This is a genomic window from Vibrio chanodichtyis (genome assembly GCF_028863985.1).
Classification (GTDB): domain Bacteria; phylum Pseudomonadota; class Gammaproteobacteria; order Enterobacterales; family Vibrionaceae; genus Vibrio; species Vibrio chanodichtyis.
Genome location: NZ_JARBFT010000003.1, coordinates 203727 through 222232 on the forward strand (window position 1 = coordinate 203727; position 18506 = coordinate 222232).

18 protein-coding genes are annotated in these 18506 nt (G+C 49.1%); 11 read left to right on the forward strand and 7 right to left on the reverse strand.

Features of this window, described 5'->3' with window-relative positions; translation table 11 throughout:
- Window positions 1–59: 59 nt before the first annotated feature.
- The 5 genes from cmoA (at window position 60) to PUN32_RS04570 (ending at window position 5347) form a co-directional block, all read left to right on the forward strand.
- Window positions 60–788, forward strand: coding sequence for a carboxy-S-adenosyl-L-methionine synthase CmoA (gene cmoA / locus PUN32_RS04550; protein ID WP_274721982.1), 729 nt, complete (start codon window positions 60–62; stop codon window positions 786–788).
- 233 nt (window positions 789–1021) lie between these two features.
- Window positions 1022–1993 (forward strand): tRNA 5-methoxyuridine(34)/uridine 5-oxyacetic acid(34) synthase CmoB, encoded by a 972-nt coding sequence (gene cmoB, locus PUN32_RS04555; protein WP_274721983.1) that lies wholly within the window; start codon window positions 1022–1024, stop codon window positions 1991–1993.
- A 119-nt stretch (window positions 1994–2112) separates the two neighbouring features.
- The gene (locus PUN32_RS04560; protein WP_274721984.1) at window positions 2113–2847 is read left to right on the forward strand and encodes an ATP-dependent zinc protease family protein; all 735 of its coding nucleotides are present in this window, start codon (window positions 2113–2115) and stop codon (window positions 2845–2847) included.
- 8 nt (window positions 2848–2855) lie between these two features.
- On the forward strand, window positions 2856–4364 hold the full coding sequence (locus tag PUN32_RS04565) for an inactive transglutaminase family protein (RefSeq protein ID WP_274721985.1): 1509 nt from the start codon (window positions 2856–2858) through the stop codon (window positions 4362–4364).
- The gene (locus PUN32_RS04570) at window positions 4364–5347 is read left to right on the forward strand and encodes an alpha-L-glutamate ligase-like protein (RefSeq protein ID WP_274721986.1); all 984 of its coding nucleotides are present in this window, start codon (window positions 4364–4366) and stop codon (window positions 5345–5347) included. Before PUN32_RS04565 ends, PUN32_RS04570 begins: the two co-directional genes overlap by 1 nt.
- Before the next feature lie 96 nt (window positions 5348–5443).
- Here the strand turns inward: PUN32_RS04570 and btuD are convergent, their stop codons facing one another.
- The 7 genes from btuD to cobT all read right to left on the reverse strand — a co-directional run bounded on the left by btuD (window position 5444) and on the right by cobT (window position 11486).
- On the reverse strand, window positions 5444–6199 hold the full coding sequence (gene btuD, locus PUN32_RS04575) for a vitamin B12 ABC transporter ATP-binding protein BtuD (RefSeq protein WP_274721987.1): 756 nt from the start codon (window positions 6197–6199) through the stop codon (window positions 5444–5446).
- The gene (gene btuC, locus PUN32_RS04580) at window positions 6186–7181 is read right to left on the reverse strand and encodes a vitamin B12 ABC transporter permease BtuC (protein WP_274721988.1); all 996 of its coding nucleotides are present in this window, start codon (window positions 7179–7181) and stop codon (window positions 6186–6188) included. Before btuC ends, btuD begins: the two co-directional genes overlap by 14 nt.
- A 99-nt stretch (window positions 7182–7280) precedes the next feature.
- On the reverse strand, window positions 7281–8309 hold the full coding sequence (locus tag PUN32_RS04585) for a succinylglutamate desuccinylase (RefSeq protein ID WP_274721989.1): 1029 nt from the start codon (window positions 8307–8309) through the stop codon (window positions 7281–7283).
- Window positions 8310–8511: 202 nt separating this feature from the next.
- A complete protein-coding gene (locus PUN32_RS04590; protein WP_274721990.1) occupies window positions 8512–9120 on the reverse strand; it encodes a histidine phosphatase family protein in 609 nt (202 codons plus the stop codon).
- A 7-nt stretch (window positions 9121–9127) separates the two neighbouring features.
- Complete coding sequence (gene cobU, locus PUN32_RS04595; RefSeq protein WP_274721991.1) at window positions 9128–9667, reverse strand: bifunctional adenosylcobinamide kinase/adenosylcobinamide-phosphate guanylyltransferase; 540 nt, start codon at window positions 9665–9667, stop codon at window positions 9128–9130.
- An 8-nt stretch (window positions 9668–9675) separates the two neighbouring features.
- Window positions 9676–10461 (reverse strand): adenosylcobinamide-GDP ribazoletransferase, encoded by a 786-nt coding sequence (locus PUN32_RS04600; protein WP_274721992.1) that lies wholly within the window; start codon window positions 10459–10461, stop codon window positions 9676–9678.
- The gene (cobT, locus tag PUN32_RS04605) at window positions 10461–11486 is read right to left on the reverse strand and encodes a nicotinate-nucleotide--dimethylbenzimidazole phosphoribosyltransferase (RefSeq protein ID WP_274721993.1); all 1026 of its coding nucleotides are present in this window, start codon (window positions 11484–11486) and stop codon (window positions 10461–10463) included. The genes PUN32_RS04600 and cobT overlap by 1 nt, the downstream gene beginning before the upstream one ends.
- Before the next feature lie 415 nt (window positions 11487–11901).
- On the opposite strand from cobT, the gene PUN32_RS04610 reads away from it, so the two are divergent.
- The 6 genes from PUN32_RS04610 to purT all read left to right on the forward strand — a co-directional run bounded on the left by PUN32_RS04610 (window position 11902) and on the right by purT (window position 18428).
- A complete protein-coding gene (locus PUN32_RS04610) occupies window positions 11902–13272 on the forward strand; it encodes an L-cystine transporter (RefSeq protein WP_274721994.1) in 1371 nt (456 codons plus the stop codon).
- Between the two features lie 143 nt (window positions 13273–13415).
- Window positions 13416–14840 carry an exodeoxyribonuclease I gene (gene sbcB, locus PUN32_RS04615; RefSeq protein WP_274722107.1) on the forward strand — a complete coding sequence of 475 codons (1425 nt, stop codon included), beginning with the start codon at window positions 13416–13418 and terminating at the stop codon, window positions 14838–14840.
- A 34-nt stretch (window positions 14841–14874) separates the two neighbouring features.
- The gene (locus PUN32_RS04620; RefSeq protein ID WP_166013138.1) at window positions 14875–15249 is read left to right on the forward strand and encodes a CidA/LrgA family protein; all 375 of its coding nucleotides are present in this window, start codon (window positions 14875–14877) and stop codon (window positions 15247–15249) included.
- Window positions 15240–15914 carry a CidB/LrgB family autolysis modulator gene (locus tag PUN32_RS04625; protein ID WP_274721995.1) on the forward strand — a complete coding sequence of 225 codons (675 nt, stop codon included), beginning with the start codon at window positions 15240–15242 and terminating at the stop codon, window positions 15912–15914. Before PUN32_RS04620 ends, PUN32_RS04625 begins: the two co-directional genes overlap by 10 nt.
- A gap of 251 nt (window positions 15915–16165) precedes the next feature.
- Complete coding sequence (gene cdd, locus PUN32_RS04630; RefSeq protein WP_274721996.1) at window positions 16166–17053, forward strand: cytidine deaminase; 888 nt, start codon at window positions 16166–16168, stop codon at window positions 17051–17053.
- Window positions 17054–17252: 199 nt separating this feature from the next.
- A complete protein-coding gene (gene purT / locus PUN32_RS04635) occupies window positions 17253–18428 on the forward strand; it encodes a phosphoribosylglycinamide formyltransferase 2 (RefSeq protein ID WP_274721997.1) in 1176 nt (391 codons plus the stop codon).
- Window positions 18429–18506 lie beyond the last annotated feature (78 nt).

The window sequence follows — 18506 nt, forward strand, 5'->3', positions numbered from 1 at the left end:
CGCGCCTTTTATTGTTCCTGCTGCGTTGGCACAGGTTTAGACGCTGTAATGAGGTCGGCATGAATCCCAAAGATACGCTGTTTTCTGCTCCAATCGATAAGATTGGCGATTTCACCTTTGACGAGCGGGTCGCCGAAGTCTTTCCGGATATGATCCAACGCTCGGTTCCAGGCTACAGCAACATTATTTCTGCGATTGGTATGCTGGCTGAACGCTTTGTTAAGCCGCATTCGCAAATTTATGATTTGGGCTGTTCACTCGGTGCGGCCACGCTTTCTATGCGTCGCCATATTCACCAAGAAGGCTGCCAAATTATTGCGGTCGATAACTCGGCGGCGATGGTAGAACGCTGTCAACGCCACCTCAATGCTTATCGCTCAGACACTCCGGTGCAGGTGATTAAGGCGGATATTCGCGATATTACGATTGAAAATGCCTCGGTGGTGGTGCTGAACTTTACCTTACAGTTTCTGGCCGCAGATGATCGTTACGCGCTACTTGAAAAAATTTATGCCGGATTGCGCCCTGGCGGTATTTTGATCTTGTCAGAAAAATTTGTGTTCACCGATCAAGAAGCGCATGAACTATTGATTGATTTGCACCACGATTTCAAGCGCGCCAACGGTTACAGCGAGTTAGAAATTAGCCAAAAACGCAGCGCGATTGAAAATGTGATGCGTCCAGATTCGATCCAGACCCATAAACAACGCTTGGCTAAATTGGGTTTCTCCAGCTTTGAAGTCTGGTTTCAGTGTTTTAACTTTGGTTCGATGTTTGCCATTAAATAGTGCCATCGTTATACCCAAACCACTTGGAGTTGCAGGCAGGCGGCAAGTGAGTGAGTCCCGATGCGCATAGACAAACTATGTGATTGGGGTGAACCAACCTAGCCAACACCGCTGCTTCAAGTCGGAAGGGGATACAGAGCGTAGACATTACATCATTTGGTTACTTGAGCGACTCTCTGCGCCAAGCTCCAGCCATAACCTTTGCAGAGAGCATCGTGTAGGTATTAAGCTCCATGTTCAATTTCGCCAACGTTTATCAACAGATCGCGCAACATCCTAAATTGCAGCCGTGGCTCAACACCTTGCCTCAGCAATTGACCGATTGGCAAGCTCAGCCGCATGGTGATCTGGATCGCTGGATACGCAATCTCAACAAAATTCCAGTGGGTCAACCAGAGGTGATGGATTTACAAACCGCGGTGAGCGTGCATAACCATCAGCCGCTCACTCTCGGCGAGCAGAAAAAACTTGAAGCGGTGCTGAAAACCTTTCATCCGTGGCGCAAGGGTCCTTATCATTTACACGGGATCCATATTGATACTGAATGGCGTTCAGACTGGAAGTGGGATCGCCTCCTACCACATATTTCGCCCCTGAAACATCGTTTGGTGTTGGATGTCGGCTGCGGCAATGGCTATCACATGTGGCGCATGCTCGGTGCCGGAGCCGAACAAGTGTTTGGCATCGACCCTTCAGAGCTATTTTTAATCCAGTTTGAAGCGGTACGTAAACTGCTAGGCGATGATCAGCGAGTACACCTTTTGCCACTCGGCATTGAGCAATTGCCTGAATTGAATGCCTTTGATACGGTATTTAGCATGGGAGTGCTTTACCATCGTCGTTCACCGCTGGATCACTTACTGCAACTGAAAAACCAGTTAACCTCTGGGGGCGAGTTAATCCTCGAAACCTTAGTGGTCGAGGGGGATGAGCAAACCGTTTTGGTGCCGTTTGATCGCTACGCGCAAATGCGCAATGTGTTCTTTTTTCCATCAGCACTCGCTTTAAAAGTGTGGTTAGAAAAAACCGGTTTTATCGATGTGCGTATTGTCGATGAAAACGTCACTTCAGTAGGTGAACAGCGTACCACCGAGTGGATGAATCACAATTCACTGCCCGATTACCTCGACCCACAAGATCCAAGTCAAACTATTGAAGGCTACCCAGCACCTCGCCGTGCCATTTTGATTGCTAAAAAACCATAATTGACACAGTATTAACTCGTTGATTTGGGTATCACATTACCCTTACCCGCCCAAGGATGCTCAACGCATCCTTGGTTCGTATTATCTGTACATTGATTAGACAATAAATAAGGTCGCATATGTTTAAGCGAATTGCACCCTTTGCCGCATTGAGTCTGCTTTCTGGCTGTACCCTTACTAGTAGCGAGCAATACCATCAAGCCACTCTCGCCGCGATTCAAAGCTCCGAAACCAATTTGACCCAAACCATCACCCAGTTAGAATCGCAAATGGGTCTCCAAAACCAATATATTGAAAATCTTGAACTGCAAATCAATGAGCTGAAAACGCAAGTCAGCCAAATTAAATTGCCGCCGCCAGCGCCAAAACGAACGCCAGTCGCCAAACCCGCGAATCAACCGAATACCATATCCACCACCCCGCTACACGATGTCGTACTTGGCGAAATTGAAAGTGTAACAATTGAGACCATCAAACAGAGCTTTGATGCGCGAATCGATACTGGTGCCGCAACCTCCTCTCTGAACGCGGTCGATATTGAAGAGTTTGAACGCAATGGCAAAAACTGGGTGCGTTTCCACCTCGCCGATGAGAAAACCCCAAAAACTGACAGTAACTGGATTGAAGCGCCAGTATTACGTTATGTGCGAATTCGCCAATCGACCAATGAAAGCACCGAGCGCCGTGCGGTGGTTGAACTGTGGGTTAGACTCGGTTCGATCCATGAGAAAGCCCAATTTACCCTCGCTGACCGTACCCAAATGACCAATCCCGTACTACTCGGTCGCGAGTTTATCCGTGATATCGCGGTTGTCGATGTCAGTCGTAAGTATATTCATGGTGAAAACAAATAGGCGCAGCAATGACTTCGAAAATCCCTTTTTATATTTCTGTGTTGCTACTGTTTACGGTGGGCATCACGCTCAGTCTCTTACGTCACCAAGATTATGGCGTACCTTGGGTGCCTGGCGAAACTCGCCAAGTATGGGATATTGAAGCGCGAATTGAATTTGCCGCACAGGGCAAAGAAGCGAAGGTCTCGTTAGCCGCTCCGCTAACCCAAGAAGGCTACACACTTATCAATGAAACCGCTTCATCACCTGGTTATGGCATCTCTTACCTCAACACCGATTCAGGACGCCGAGTCGAGTGGTCGATTCGTCAAGCCAGCGGCCCACAAACCATCTACTATAAAGCGCAGTTTTTGGTTGACCCACAATCCAAAGCGCTACAAATCCCCCCGACTCAAGAGATCGTCAAACCGACGTTTGATGGGCCTGAAGAATCCGCGGCGATCGCATTGATTGCCAATGCAACTCAACGTTCAGCCGATCACATCACTTTTGCTCGCGAGTTAATTAAAGGGCTCAATGATGCCGAAAGCCAAAATGCCTCGCTACTGCTCAATAAAATGAGCAAAGTGGAAGCGGCGCAAAAACTGCTGTCATACGCGCAAGTGCCCAATAAAGTGGTCGGGGTGATCCAGTTGGAAGATGGCCGCCGCCGCCAAACCATTCAGCATATGAATGAGGTATGGGACGGCAGTGCGTGGATGTTGTTTAACCCAGAAACGGGCACCCAACCGACTCACCCTAATCTATTAGTTTGGGATGAATCAAACGTTTCACTGCTCGATGTAGTCGGTGGTCAAAACAGCCAAGTCATGTTCAGTATGCTGGCGCAAACGGTAGCACCACAACAAGCCACCAACAGTAAAGTCGAAGCCGATGGTCTACTGAATTTATCGATTCATAGCTTGCCACTGGAAGAGCAAGCAATGTTCAAAACCATCATGTTGATCCCGATTGGCGCATTGATTGTAGTGTTTCTACGCGTGATTGTCGGACTCAAAACCTCTGGCACTTTCATGCCAGTGTTGATCGCGGTTGCCTTTGTACAAACCCAACTCACCACCGGGATTGTTGGCTTTTTGCTGATTGTCGGCACCGGGCTGATTATTCGCAGTTACCTTTCCAAGCTTAATTTGTTGCTGGTTGCACGGATTTCGGCGGTGATCATCACGGTAATTTTGATTATTTCGGTGTTTACCGTGATGGCGTTTAAACTTGGGCTCACCGAAGGCTTAACCATCACGTTCTTCCCGATGATTATTTTGTCGTGGACCATTGAACGAATGTCGATCCTATGGGAAGAAGAAGGAGCAAAAGAGGTTCTATTACAAGGTGGCGGCTCACTGTTCACCTCGATTTTGATCTACTTAGCCATGACCAATGCCTATGTACAGCACTTAACCTTTAACTTCATTGGCTTGCAATTGGTGGTGTTAGCAGCAATTTTGCTGCTCGGCACTTATACAGGCTATCGGATTTCTGAACTCCGCCGCTTCAAACCCTTGGTGGAGGAGAAATAATGTGGTTTTCATTTTCACTGTCGGACTATACCTCCCCTTTTAAGTTACGCCGTAAAGGGATTATGGGCATGAATAAGCGTAATCACGCTTATATTGGCCGTTATAATGACCGTTCTAAATACCCATTAGTGGATGATAAACTCCAGACTAAACTGATTGCCCAACGGGCCGGATGTACCGTACCCAAATTGATTGGTGTGATCACCAATCAAGCGGAAGTTCCACGCATTCATCAAATGGTCAAAAACTGGCCTGGCTTTGTAATTAAGCCAGCACGTGGCAGTGGCGGCAAAGGCATTTTGGTGGTGACTTCACATCAAGATGGGGTTTATACCAAACCCTCCGGTGCTACCATCAATCAGCAAGATGTCGAACGGCATATCAGTAATGCGTTAGCCGGATTGTTCTCGCTGGGCGGCAAAAATGATGTAGCACTGGTCGAAAATCTGATCCAGTTTGATGACTGTTTTGAAGGCTTTAGCTACGAAGGGGTGCCAGATGTGCGAATTATCGTATTTAAAGGCTACCCTGTGATGGCGATGATGCGTCTTTCCACCTCGGTTTCCGATGGTAAAGCGAATTTGCACCAAGGTGCGGTTGGGGTTGGTCTTGATATTGCCACTGGTAAAGCGGTACGCGCAGTGCAATTTAATAAGCCCGTGACCCATCATCCGGATACCGGCAAATTGCTTTCAACCTTAGTCGTACCCCAGTGGGAACGGTTACTCACCTTAGCCGCCAGCGCTTGGGAAATGACCGGTTTAGGTTATATCGGCACCGATATGGTACTGGATAAAACCGAAGGCCCGATGGTACTGGAACTCAATGCTCGGCCGGGGCTCGCCATTCAAATTGCCAATGGCGCAGGTTTACTGCCTCGTCTGCAACATATCGAAAACTTAGGCTCTTCGTTGATTTACCCAACGCCGGCTGAACGTGTCGCTTATTCGGTGCGTAAATTTGCGGTTCAATCGCTTGATTAACCCAACTCTGAGTACACAACCCGCCACCTTCTTAGTCATGAAGGGATACTTTTAGTCACTAAGAAGGTGGTGGGGCGCGTTCAAGCAATCAAACAATTAATCAAATAATAAATAAGCCTCTCCCGCCAGCTCAGCGCGACGAATCGTGGTGCCAAATACCGCTTGCAGGATTGCTGGCTGCAATACTTCATTAGCCTGACCCGCACGATGGAGCACGCCATTACCGAGCAGTAATACCTGATCAGCGTGGCGCAAGGTCCGATTAAGATCATGATTAGCCATGACAACGGTTAAGCCCTGCTCGGCCATGTGCGCGATTAAGCGATATAACAAACTCTCTTGCGCAATATCAAGTGCTGCGGCGGGCTCATCCCAGATCAAAAGCCGTGCGGCCGAATTTAAACGCGGCGCAACCTGTAAACAGCTGCCTGCTAAACGCACTCGCTGCCACTCACCGCCCGAGAGCTGATGAATCGAACGATGCAGTTTATCGTCAATATCGAGCAGGCGGCTGATCTGCTCAATTTCACCAGCAACCTCAGGACTGTCGATCGTCATCCCTGCTGGGATCGACAGCGCTAGATATTGAAATACCTGCAATTGAAAGCTGGGTTTATCATTTTGTGCCAGATAAGCGCGATAGCGTGCCAATTCCGCTAAGCTGGCATTGCCGACGGACAGCCCATCAATCTGAATTGAACCCGCAAAAGGGATCATACCGGCTAAGGCGGCAAGCAAGGTACTTTTACCACTGCCATTAGGGCCAACCACATGCCAAATTTCACCGGCGTTAATGTGCAGTGAAAGTGGCAATAGACGAGCATCAACCTGCAAACTTTCAACACGAATCATGATTTTTTACCAACATCCAGATAAAAATCGGCGCACCTAAAGTGGTCGTGACCACCCCGAGCGGCAATTCACCACTGCTCAATGCCAAACGCGCCACTAAATCGGCACTGATCAGTAACAACGCGCCACACAATGCCGACATCGGCAGTAGTAAACGATTTTCTGAGCCAAGGGTTAAGCGCAGTAAATGCGGCACCACCAAACCAACAAAACCGATCACGCCCCCGAGCGCAACGGCCGCGCCAATCAGTAAGGCAATCGCAAGAATTAACCGCCAGCGGATACGATGAATATCCACCCCTAACTGCTTGGCATGCCCTTCGCCAAGCATCAGTTTATCCAATACGCCACCTTGGAGCGCAAGCCACACCAGCACCGGAAGTGCAAGCAAGGAGAGTAAATGTTGATACCAACTCACCCCCGCGACACTGCCCATTAACCAGTACATTAATTGGCGCAAACCTAAATCATCACTAAAGTAGAATGCCCAAGTCACCACCGCGCCAGATAAAATCCCTAATGCCACCCCGACTAACAGTAATCTCGCGGTGGTGAGGCGCAGTTTGCGCGCCATGCTCACTAACAGCAAAGTAAACAGTAGCGCCCCGCACACCGCAGCGAGCATAAACGCCAGCGGCGAATTTAACGTTGGGAAAAATAGCAGCAAGATCACCATCGCCACACTGGCACCACCGGAAACCCCAATCACGCCCGGTTCAGCCAGCACATTACCAAGTAGGACTTGTAACGTCGCACCAGCGATAGCCAAACAGCCGCCGATCACTGCCGCTGCTAATAAACGAGGTAAGCGCAGTTGCCATACCAATTGCTGCTCTAAAGGCGACCAAGTAGAAAATGGCGATAGCCACAGCTCGCCCACCAGCAGATAAACCGTACACAGCACGAAAAGAAATCCGCATAGCCAATAACCGCTGCGTCGCCAGCGCTGGTGTTTTTGTTGGAGTAATCGATGAAAATCCATCTTGTCATTCATAGCAAAAAGAATGGCCTAACCTTACCGTTAAGCCATTTAAATAGAAAGGAGTTCATACCAAGGTATTCATCAAGATCAAACGATGGGTCAGTCGTACACCAGTTGGTCATCCTCATAACGCGCATTTACTTTGCAAACCATCAATGCTGCCGCTTGACCGATCGCCACATGAGGATCAGGGAACACAATCGCCTCCCCTTCATTTTTAGCCATCAAGGGTTTATCCCCATCATAACCAAACACTTCACCGTGCATAAACGTGGTGAAATTCTCGACATTCTCATTAAATCGAAAAGTAAAGTTTTCATGCAAACGCACAATCGTGCGACTCACGCGATACATCACCGTTTTGCGTGGCAAATGCTCAGGGGCGTGGCGTGCTATCAGATCACGCACGGCTAAATCAAATGCGACCAACTTGTGCAACGAATGCTCACCTAAACGCGTGACCTGCCCTAACTCTAAAGTCAATGCTTGCGCGGCAAATTGCTCGGCTGAATAGCAGCTAAAACGGTTAGAAGGTGCATTAGATAACATGACCGCATCAATATGAGCGTGCTCGATAAACTGCAGCAAACGGCGACTGCGCACTGCATGACGCGACTTAGGGCTGATAGCAAAGGAATAGTGCTTCGAGTCGCGACTGGCACATTGCAGATCAAAATGCCAACGCGAGCTAGGCTCTGTCCCTTGAAAAAATGACTTAAGCCGCGCCTTTAACGTTTCGGCAATCGCCAGTTCGCAGCTCGCGGCGTGTGCTTGTTCATCAAATAATTGATTAAGATCCTGATCAATAAAGCGCACCTGACGTTGAATGGCCAGTGGATGGGCCAAGATAAACAGGCAGCGCTCCGTCACCACTTGAAATCCACTCTGAATATCTTCCAGCCATTTATCCATCAGCTCGATCGGAGCGGCATCATCGCCATGTAGTGCAGCGCAGATCACAATGTGCTGAGTCTGTTGATCCTGCTCGGCCGGGATCACTTCCAACACGCCAGGTTGATGCAGTTGCAAGGTCACACCTTGTGCCGTCGTCACTGACTGCGCCAGCATCGGATGATCAACATCTAAGCTGTCGAGAAGAAAAGATTGGCGAAAGAGGGATTTCGTCATGCGCTACTCCTTTATTGCACAGCGGTATGTTAAGAAATCGTGCGAGCAATTTATGCCAAGGCGATCCCACTTATCACTCACGATTGACGATCGATTGATGAAAACAAGCGCTAGCCGATCCTTTTTATAATCAGCAAGATGGCTGCGACAAGGTGACAAATTCTAGCATTTATCAAGGGTGACACTCTATATTCAACCGGCTTTATAATGGCTGACTAAGCGGGCTACCGATCCGATTGACACACACCACTGGTGGCTCGCCGCGATACACCGTCAGTTCAGTCACCGATTGATAAGGAATATTGAGTCGACTGTACCAGTGAGGATTGCGCCAATCGACACCTAACACTTGAGCCAAAATCAAGCGGATAGTACCAGCATGGCAGATAATCAGCGTATCGCGGTCTAATTGAGCTAGCCATTGCAGCCATGCTTGGGTGACACGTTGATAAGCGTCGGCTAACGATTCAGCTTGCGGCAAAGTATGCTGAGCCGGATCTTGCCAAAAAGCTTCCAATAATGGCCATGCACTGGCTAATTGGCTAAAACTCTGACCATCAAACTGGCCAAAATTGAGCTCTTGCAGTTGGGGATCGAAATCGAGACGGATCTCTGGACGAGCTTGTTGAATGTGTTGTGCTAACTCGGCACAGCGGCGTAAAGGCGAGCTGATCACCCGAGCAAAAGGTAACGCCACCACCTGCGCGGCAATTTGCTGCTGCACTGAACCGGGCACTGCGACATCGGTCACTCCATTCAACGCAGCGACGCCTTCCGTTTTACCATGGCGCAGCAACCAAATTCGAATCATGGTTGGCTCACTCCTCTTTTAAACGCTGGGGCAATCCCGCCACCACAAAAGTCACCGCATTGGCTAACGCGGCAATTTTCTGATTCATCCAGCCAGCATGATCGACAAACAGGCGCGTCAATTCCCCCATCGGCACCACACCCATCCCCACTTCATTACTGACCAATATAATTTTCGCTGGACTGTGTGCCAAAGCCGCCAGTAATTGCTCAATCTGCTGTTCTAATAACGCATGAGTCAACGTGGCTTGATACTCAAACAGCACATTGTTGAGCCACAAGGTCAAACAATCCACCAGCACCACATCGTCGGCGGTAAATTGCAACAAAACCTCCGCGAGCTTGAGCGGTACTTCATGCTCAACCCACTCAGCCGTACGCCGAGCTTGATGATGCGCAATACGCGCACTCATTTCAGCATCTAGGGCGGTGGCGGTCGCCACATAATGCAAAGTGGCCGAGTGCGAATGCGCCGTTTGCCGAGCTAACTGCTCGGCGTAGCCAGATTTGCCACTGCGCGCGCCACCTAAAATCAAATGCACACTCATCTCGCCTCCTAAATCAGCCACTCGTGCTGCAAGAAAGCCAGCAATATTAAATAGATGCTAATTTCCATCAATTGCTGTGCCGCACCGAGACAATCGCCAGTAAAACCGCCTAACCGTTTAAGTAGCCAGTGGCGAAACAACAGGCGAAAAACCAAGCTAAATGCAATCATGCTCCAGATCACTGGCCAAGAGAACCACAGCAATACTACCAATGCACTCAATACTAATATCGCCACATCACTAGCCGACTGCTGCTGAGCCAGTGGTTTACTTTTACTGCTGTCAGTATCCGAAACATACGGTGTATTGTGGATCAGTGAAGCCGCTACTGTGCGGCTTAAGGTATAAGCCAGCAGCCAAACCGGGGTTAAAGCGGTCAAATCCGCCAACTCAGTCAGCAGTACATATTTACCCAGCAATACCATCAATAGCGCACTGGCTCCGTATGTCCCAATCCGGCTATCTTTCATGATCGCTAAACGACGTTCAGTAGTCATCCCGCCGCCAACACCGTCCGCCATATCGGCTAAACCATCTTCATGGAATGCTCCCGTCAGCAATAGGCTGAAAACGATGGTTAGAAACACACTAATATTGGTTGAAAAAAGTTGCGTCGCCAGAGAATAAATCACGGCGCACAGCCCACCTAACAGCAATCCAACCAAAGCAAAATAACGCCCAGCCTGATTCATTCGCTGACTGCTATAGGGCAAATTTACGGGTACTGGTAAGCGTGAAAAAAAACTCACTGCCAGCAAAAAAAGTTCCAGTTGATAACGAAAGATAGCTGCCATTACACCGTCACTCCCGCGTCAGCAAAACTGGCCATATGGTTATAAAACTCCACCGCCGCACGCACTAGACTCAGCGCCAGCACGGCGCCGGTACCTTCACCTAAGCGTAAGCCTAAATCAAGCAGTGGCTCAGCGCCGAGTAATTGCAATACCGCCCGATGACCCGTTTCTTGCGAACTGTGGGCAAACAACAAATAATCACGCAGGTTCGGCTCAATTAAGGTCGCTACATAAGCTGCTACCGTAACAATAAAACCATCCATCAATACAGGGGTTTGCTTTTGATAAGCGCCAAGAAAAGCCCCCACCATCTGTACAATTTCGAAGCCACCAACTTGGCATAACACCTCGTGGGGTGACGCCCCTAAACAGCGGCTAGCGCCTTCGCCGACCAACTGCAATTTGCGCTTAAACTGGGCATCGCTAATTCCAGTTCCACGTCCGACACACACCTCAAGTGGTAGCCCAGAAAGTGCCGCCAAAATCGCCGCTGCGCTACTGGTATTGCCAATGCCCATTTCACCAAACATCAATACGTTACAACCCGCAGCCACTTCACGCTCAATCAAGGCGTTACCAAGTTCTAACCCGATTGCCACTTGCTGCGCACTCATCGCCGCTTGTTCCGCAAAATTGTGCGTACCGGCACCAAGACGCTGTTCAATCAAAGCAGGATGGGCAGGCTGCTCGCGCAAAATGCCACAATCAACCACCCGTAACGCGGCTTGCTCGGTTCGACAAAAACAGTTGATCGCAGCGCCACCGGCAAGGAAATTACTCACCATTTGCTCGGTCACCGCACTCGGTGCAATACTGACCCCTTGCGCCGCAATACCGTGATCGGCGGCAAACACCAACACGGTCGGTTGGCAAATTTCAAGCTGGGTGACCACATGCGGCTTATTTTGACTTTGGATTAAAGCCAGTTGATGAGCAACGCGTTCAAGTTGACCTAACGCACCAAGCGGTTTGGTTTTTTGATCAATCCGTTGTTGGATTTCGGCGCTGAATGAGCGATCTAGCATGTGGGTGTCCTTACGTCTTTTTGAGGCATGAGAAAGAGTTGGCACAGTCTACTCGCTCTACACCACAAAGCCAAAACCTTCACATGCTTTAACTGACCAGCACGTCCCAATCAATTAGCCATCAACGACGTCGATTGATTGCGCAAGTTGCTCTCGGATAATGCATTTGGGGGCTAGTTTTATTGCGACTCATGAGTCAATCGCTCACAAAAACACCACCAATCACACAAAGTGCGTGCAGACTGATTTGAGATTAATCAAATCTCGATGTTTGATAACGATTAGTTATAACACATGATTTTTTCTGCGTTTATTTTTGTGATAGTGATCGCTATATTGCTGACAAGTGTTCTCATTTAGGATGGTGGCGTTGAGCTTGATCAAGCATGCCATCCCTGCCAATAAGGATTATATGATGTCGGTGATTACTCTCGCTGCGCTGGTGATTTTCGCAGGTTTATTGCTGTTTCTGTTTGGGCTGCAAAAAAAATCAGCCACTCTTTCTCGTCAAGTTTTATTCGGTTTAATGCTTGGTAGTGCCTTTGGTTTGGCTCTACAAGTAATTCTAGGTGAAGGCCATTTGGCCATTCAAGAGACTCTGTCTTGGATTGGCATTGTCGGCGATGGCTATGTCGGTTTGCTGAAAATGGTCATCATGCCACTGGTGCTGGTTTCGATGATTTCGGCGGTGGTACGCCTAGATAAAAATGGTTCACTTGGCAAAATTTCTGGTTTAACGATTGGTATTTTGCTGATCACCACAGCGATTTCAGCCTTGATCGGTATTGTGATCACCCAAGCTTTCGGCCTAACCGCTGAAGGGCTGATTACCGGTAGTCGTGAAACCGCGCGGATTGCCGTTTTAGAAAGCCGCGTATCCAGTGTGGCGGATCTCACCATTCCACAACTGCTGGTCAGCTTTATACCCACCAACCCGTTTGCCGATTTAACCGGTGCGCGTTCGACGTCTATTATCGCGGTGGTGATCTTTGGAGTGCTGACCGGTATTGCGGCACGTAAAGTGATTGCCGATAAACAAGAGCTCGCCACCCCAATTCGTACTTTTGTCGAAGCGGCACAAGCGATTGTGATGCGTCTAGTGAAAATGATCATGGCGCTGACCCCTTACGGGATTGCCGCACTAATGGCTAAAGTAGTGGCGACATCCAGTGCGGCAGATATTCTCAGTCTGCTCGGCTTTATCGTCGCCTCCTATGTGGCGATTGCACTGATGTTTGTGGTACATGGCCTACTGGTCGGGCTGGTTGGCGTCAACCCAACGGTTTACTTTAAAAACATCTGGCCAGTGCTGACCTTCGCGTTCACCTCACGCAGTTCAGCTGCGACCATTCCACTTAATGTGGAAGCACAAATCACCAAACTGAACGTGCCACCCGCGATTGCGAACCTTTCTGCGTCATTTGGTGCCACAATTGGTCAAAATGGCTGTGCTGGGATTTATCCTGCCATGTTGGCGGTAATGGTCGCCCCAACCGTAGGCATCAACCCACTTGATATTCATTTTATGCTATCACTGATCGCGATGATCACCATTAGCTCATTTGGTATCGCTGGGGTCGGTGGCGGTGCAACCTTCGCCGCTCTGATTGTGTTGCCAGCCATGGGCTTACCAGTAACGATTGCCGCGCTGCTGATCTCTATCGAACCGCTGATTGATATGGCGCGTACTGCACTTAACGTCTCTGGCTCGATGACCGCAGGCACAGTCACTAGCCGTTTGCTCAAGCAAACCACGTCAAGTGAGCCACAAACTCAACAAGCCTAAATTGCCCTTCTATTCAAGCCGATGCCCTGCATCGGCTTTTTGATGATAAAAAACCACAAATCCGCCGCAAGCCCCGAGCAGCAATTGCTATGTCAGAGACAGGATGGTCTAATAACCGCACCTTTCGCGATTTGGTCAGCCACATGCAGCAAGAACACCAACCCACTTTTTTCTTCCTCGATTATGAGACTTGGGGAGTTAATCCCGCGCAAGATCGTCCTAGTCAGTTTGCCGGTGTTCGAACCGATATGGATTTCAACATTATTGGCGAGCCGCTGGTGATTTACTGTCAATTGCCGAATGATTATTTACCTGGCCCAGAAGCGGCGCTGATCACTGGCATTACCCCACAAACCGCTAACCAGCAAGGTTTGCCTGAACCGGAATTTATTGCACGGATCCACGCGGAGCTCTCCACGCCAAATACCATTAGCCTTGGCTATAACAGCATCCGTTTTGATGATGAAGTGACTCGCTATACTTGCTATCGCAACTTTATTGACCCTTATGCCTGGAGCTGGCAGCACGGTAACTCGCGCTGGGATCTGCTTGATGTGATGCGCGCTTGTCACGCATTGCGCCCAGATGGGATCGTCTGGCCGGAAAATGAGCAAGGCTTTACCAGCTTTAAGTTGGAGCACCTTTCAGTGGCCAATGGCATAGAACACAGCAACGCGCACGATGCAATGGCCGATGTGCTGGCCACCATTGAGTTGGCCAAAAAAATTAAAGCGGCCCAGCCGAAGCTGTTTGAGTATTTTTTCACCATGCGCCACAAGCGTAAACTGACCGAATTGATTGATATTGTAAATCAAACTCCACTGATGCATGTTTCCGGCATGCTGGGGCGTGAGCGTCAATACACCAGTTGGATTGTGCCGATTGCTTGGCATCCCACCAACCAAAATGCAGTCATTGTGGTCGATTTGGCCAAGGATCCTCAGCCTCTCTTCGATCTGGATGCGGAAACCTTGCACGATCGTCTTTATACTCGTTATGAAGATTTAGCCGCCGATGAACAGCCAGTGCCGGTGAAACTGGTGCATCTTAATAAGTGCCCAATCCTCGCGCCGGCCAAAACCCTAACCGCAGAGAATGCCGAGCAGATCGGTATTGATCGCGCCCAATGTCTGGCCCATTTGCAGTTGATCCGTCAGCATCCTGAAATTCGTGAAAAATTGGTCAACGTATTTAGTCAATCACGGGAGTTTAGCCAAGCACAAGATGTGGATAGCCAGCTGTACGATGGATTCTTCTCACCCGCCGATCGCGCCGCAATGGAGATCATCCGCACCACCGACCCCGACTATCTCGCTAGTTTAGCGATTCGCGTGGCCGATAAACGCATCGAGCCCCTGCTCTTTCGCTATCGCGCACGCCATTATCCACAAACGTTAAATGATAGCGAACAACGTCGCTGGGCAGCACATTGCCGCGACTATTTCGAACGCCATCTTGAGAGTTATATGCTTAATTTGGAAAACTTAGTTCTTGAACATCAAGCTGACCAAAAGAAAATGGCAATTCTAAAATCGGTTTACCATTACGTTGAACGACTGGCTTATTAACTTAACGTTTATTTTTTACTTGCTGATGTGAACCATGCTGAAAACAATCGCGCAATACGTGGTCTCGATGGGACTGATTTTCCTCTGTCTGCTTGCCGGCGTCCATTTACAAACTTGGCTCGGCATTGCTATTCCTAGCAGTATCTTAGGCTTACTGATTTTATTTGCTCTGATGGCCAGCGGCTTAGTACCGGTAGAATGGGTCAAACCGAGTGCCAGCTTATTTATTCGCTATATGATCCTGCTGTTCGTGCCGATCAGCGTTGGTTTAATGGTGCATTTCGATACTTTAGTCGCCAATATCGCTCCAATTTTAGCCGGTGCGATTGGTGGCACATTATTGGTGATGGTCACGCTAGGTCTGCTGCTCGATCGTCTACTCAAGAAGGGGAAAAAATCATGTGGTTGATTGTCACCCTACTGGTCTTTTTTAGCGCGCGCTGGGTAGCGCAAAAATGCAATACACCATTAGCCAATCCGTTACTGATCAGCATTGGCCTGCTGATCCCGTTGTTGACTTATCTTGATGTGCCGTTTGACACCTACTACGCCGACAACCAGTGGCTGAGTTATTTACTGCAACCAGCCGTGGTAGCTTTGGCATACCCACTGTATGAGCAGCTACCACAAATTCGCGCCAACTGGCGAATTATCACCTTTGCCTGTGGCGTAGGCAGTGTGATGTCGATGATCACCACCAGTGTGATTGCAGTTAGTATGGGCGCAGATAGTCAACTGATCGCCGCATTAATGGGCAAATCGGTCACCACTCCGATCGCGATGGAAGTGACTCGTCAATTAGGGGGCGAGCCGGCTATTGCGGCCATTCTAGTGCTTCTGGTTGGGTTATTTGGCGCAATCCTCGCTTATCCGATTTATCAACTGCTCAACATTACTCACCCGATTGCTAAGGGGCTGACCATGGGCACGGTATCACACGCGTTAGGTACCGCGAGCTGCGCAGAAAAAGATCCGCGTGATGCCGCCTTTAGCTCATTGGCACTGGTGGTATGCGGTATTATTACTTCGCTATTAGCCCCAAGCCTGTTTGCTTTGGCTCTGTGGTTGCAATAGATCTGTGGTTGAAACAGAACTGTGGTTGAAACAAAACTCTCGTTGCGATTGCACTGGCTAATAACACCGATCGCTAACTAGGGTTAGCAACCAAATACCCGCCCACAACGTTCGTGAATCGACCTCATTCGCGTGACCTCACTCTAATAATGTAATTATTGGTAAAATTACATTATTAGGTGTGATTTTTATCACCTTATTAAATCTGATATAGCCTAAAATAAGCAGCCATGCAACCAAAAGGAATCAAAATGAGAGACCGTATTGAGCAAGCATTACAAACAATGCCGGCTTCTTTTGCCCCATATCTACGTGAATTGGTATTCGTCGAGGATTTTGATGCCACTTTCTCTGTCGAGCAGTATCAACAACTGTTAACCCTCTCTGGGCTAGAAGATGCCGATCTGCGCATTGCACTGCTTCCGTTGGCGGCTGCTTACTCTTACGCACCCATCTCTGAATTCTATGTCGGTGCTATCGTGCGCGGCGTCTCTGGGCGTCTGTATTTGGGCGCCAATATGGAATTTACTGGCACCCAATTAGGCCAAACCGTGCATGCTGAACAATGTGCGATCAGCCATGCGTGGATGCAAGGTGAAACGGGAGTAGCGGACATCACCATCAACTTTAGCCCTTGTGGACACTGCCGCCAGTTTATGAATGAGCTCACCACGGCAGCATCGCTCAATATTCAATTACCCAACCGTGCGGCAAAAAGCTTACAACAATATCTGCCTGAATCATTTGGTCCAGCCGATTTAGGCATTCAAGATGGTTTGATGGCTTCCATCAATCACGGCCAAAGCTGTAACGATGATGATGAGCTGATCCAACACGCGGTGCGCGCAATGAACCGTAGCCACTCGCCTTATACCCACAACTTGAGTGGAGTCGCCCTACACATGCGCAATGGTCGTCTATTCTTAGGGGCTTATGCGGAAAATGCGGCGTTCAACCCAAGCTTGCCGCCACTACAAGTCGCGTTAGCACAACTGATGCTCAATGGTGAATCTTTTGCAGAGATCCAAGCGGCCGCCCTAGTAGAAAGCTGCAACGGTAAAATTAGCCATCTCGCTGATACCCAAGCCACCCTAGAAGTGCTGAATCCCGACATTCCTCTCGCCTACTTATCACTCTAATCATCTGAAGAGGCGATCCGCCTCTTTTTTTTGCAAACGGCTCACCCACCGTTTTCGCCATAAAACTGTCATCAACTTGACGCGATTAATGGTTAACCTGGCGGGCTACAGCGGGAAGCAAACGTTTTCTTTTGCATTTCGTTCCAGTATGATGGCCGCTGTTTTTGCTAATGTGACTGAATGATTATAAGGATTGTCTATGTTTGGGACTGCTACTCGGGATAACGCCACACGAGTACTTTTACTTGGCTCTGGAGAACTGGGCAAAGAAGTTGCCATTGAGTGCCAACGCCTAGGCCTCGAAGTCATCGCCTGTGATCGTTACGCCGATGCACCTGCCATGCAGGTCGCCCATCGCAGCCATGTGTTCGATATGCTCGACGCCGATGCACTACAGCAAGTGATCGATCTAGAGAAACCGCACTTTGTCGTGCCTGAAATTGAAGCGATTGCTACCAGTAAACTGGTCGAATTAGAAGCGCAAGGCTTAAATGTCGTACCCAGCGCGCAGGCGACGTTACTCACTATGAACCGTGAAGGTATCCGTCGTTTAGCCGCAGAAGAGCTCGCGCTACCCACTTCCCCTTATCAATTCGCTGATAGCTATCCAAGTTTTGTCAGTGCCGTTGAAGCGATTGGCTTCCCTTGCGTCTGCAAGCCAGTGATGAGCTCTTCAGGCAAAGGACAAAGCGTGATCCGTACGCCAGAGCAAATTGAAGCCGCTTGGCAGTGTGCCCAACAAGGTGGACGCACGGGTGCAGGCCGGGTGATTGTCGAAGGTTTTGTCGATTTTGATTACGAAATCGCGCTGCTCACAGTTCGCGCGGTCGATGGCGTGCATTTCTGTGCCCCGATTGGTCATCGTCAAGAAGAGGGGGACTACCGCGAATCTTGGCAACCACAGCAAATGTCGGAAAACGCAATTAAAGCGGCAGAATACATTGCTGAGCAGATCGTCAACGCGCTGGGTGGCTATGGATTATTTGGTGTCGAGCTGTTTATTAAAGGTGATAAAGTCATCTTCAATGAAGTTTCACCACGCCCACATGATACCGGAATGGTAACGCTGATTTCTCAAGAGTTGTCTGAATTTGCCTTGCATGTGCGAGCTTTTACTGGCTTGCCGGTTGGCCAAATCGTACAGTATGGCCCAGCCGCTTCAGCGGCGATTCTTGGTAACGGCCAATCAGACAATATTCAGTTTAGCGGATTAGATGAGGCATTAAGCGTGCCGCACGCCCAAGTGCGTTTGTTTGGCAAACCAGACATTGCCGGTCGTCGCCGTTTAGGAGTAGCGCTGAGTCGGGCTAAAACCACTCAACAAGCCATCGAGCGCGCGATTGAATGCGCAAAAGCGATCAAGATCGATTACTAATTAAACTCGCAGCTTCATACCATACCTAACGTGCGCTGATCAAACAGCGCGCGTTTTCATCCCCAGCAAACCAACCTG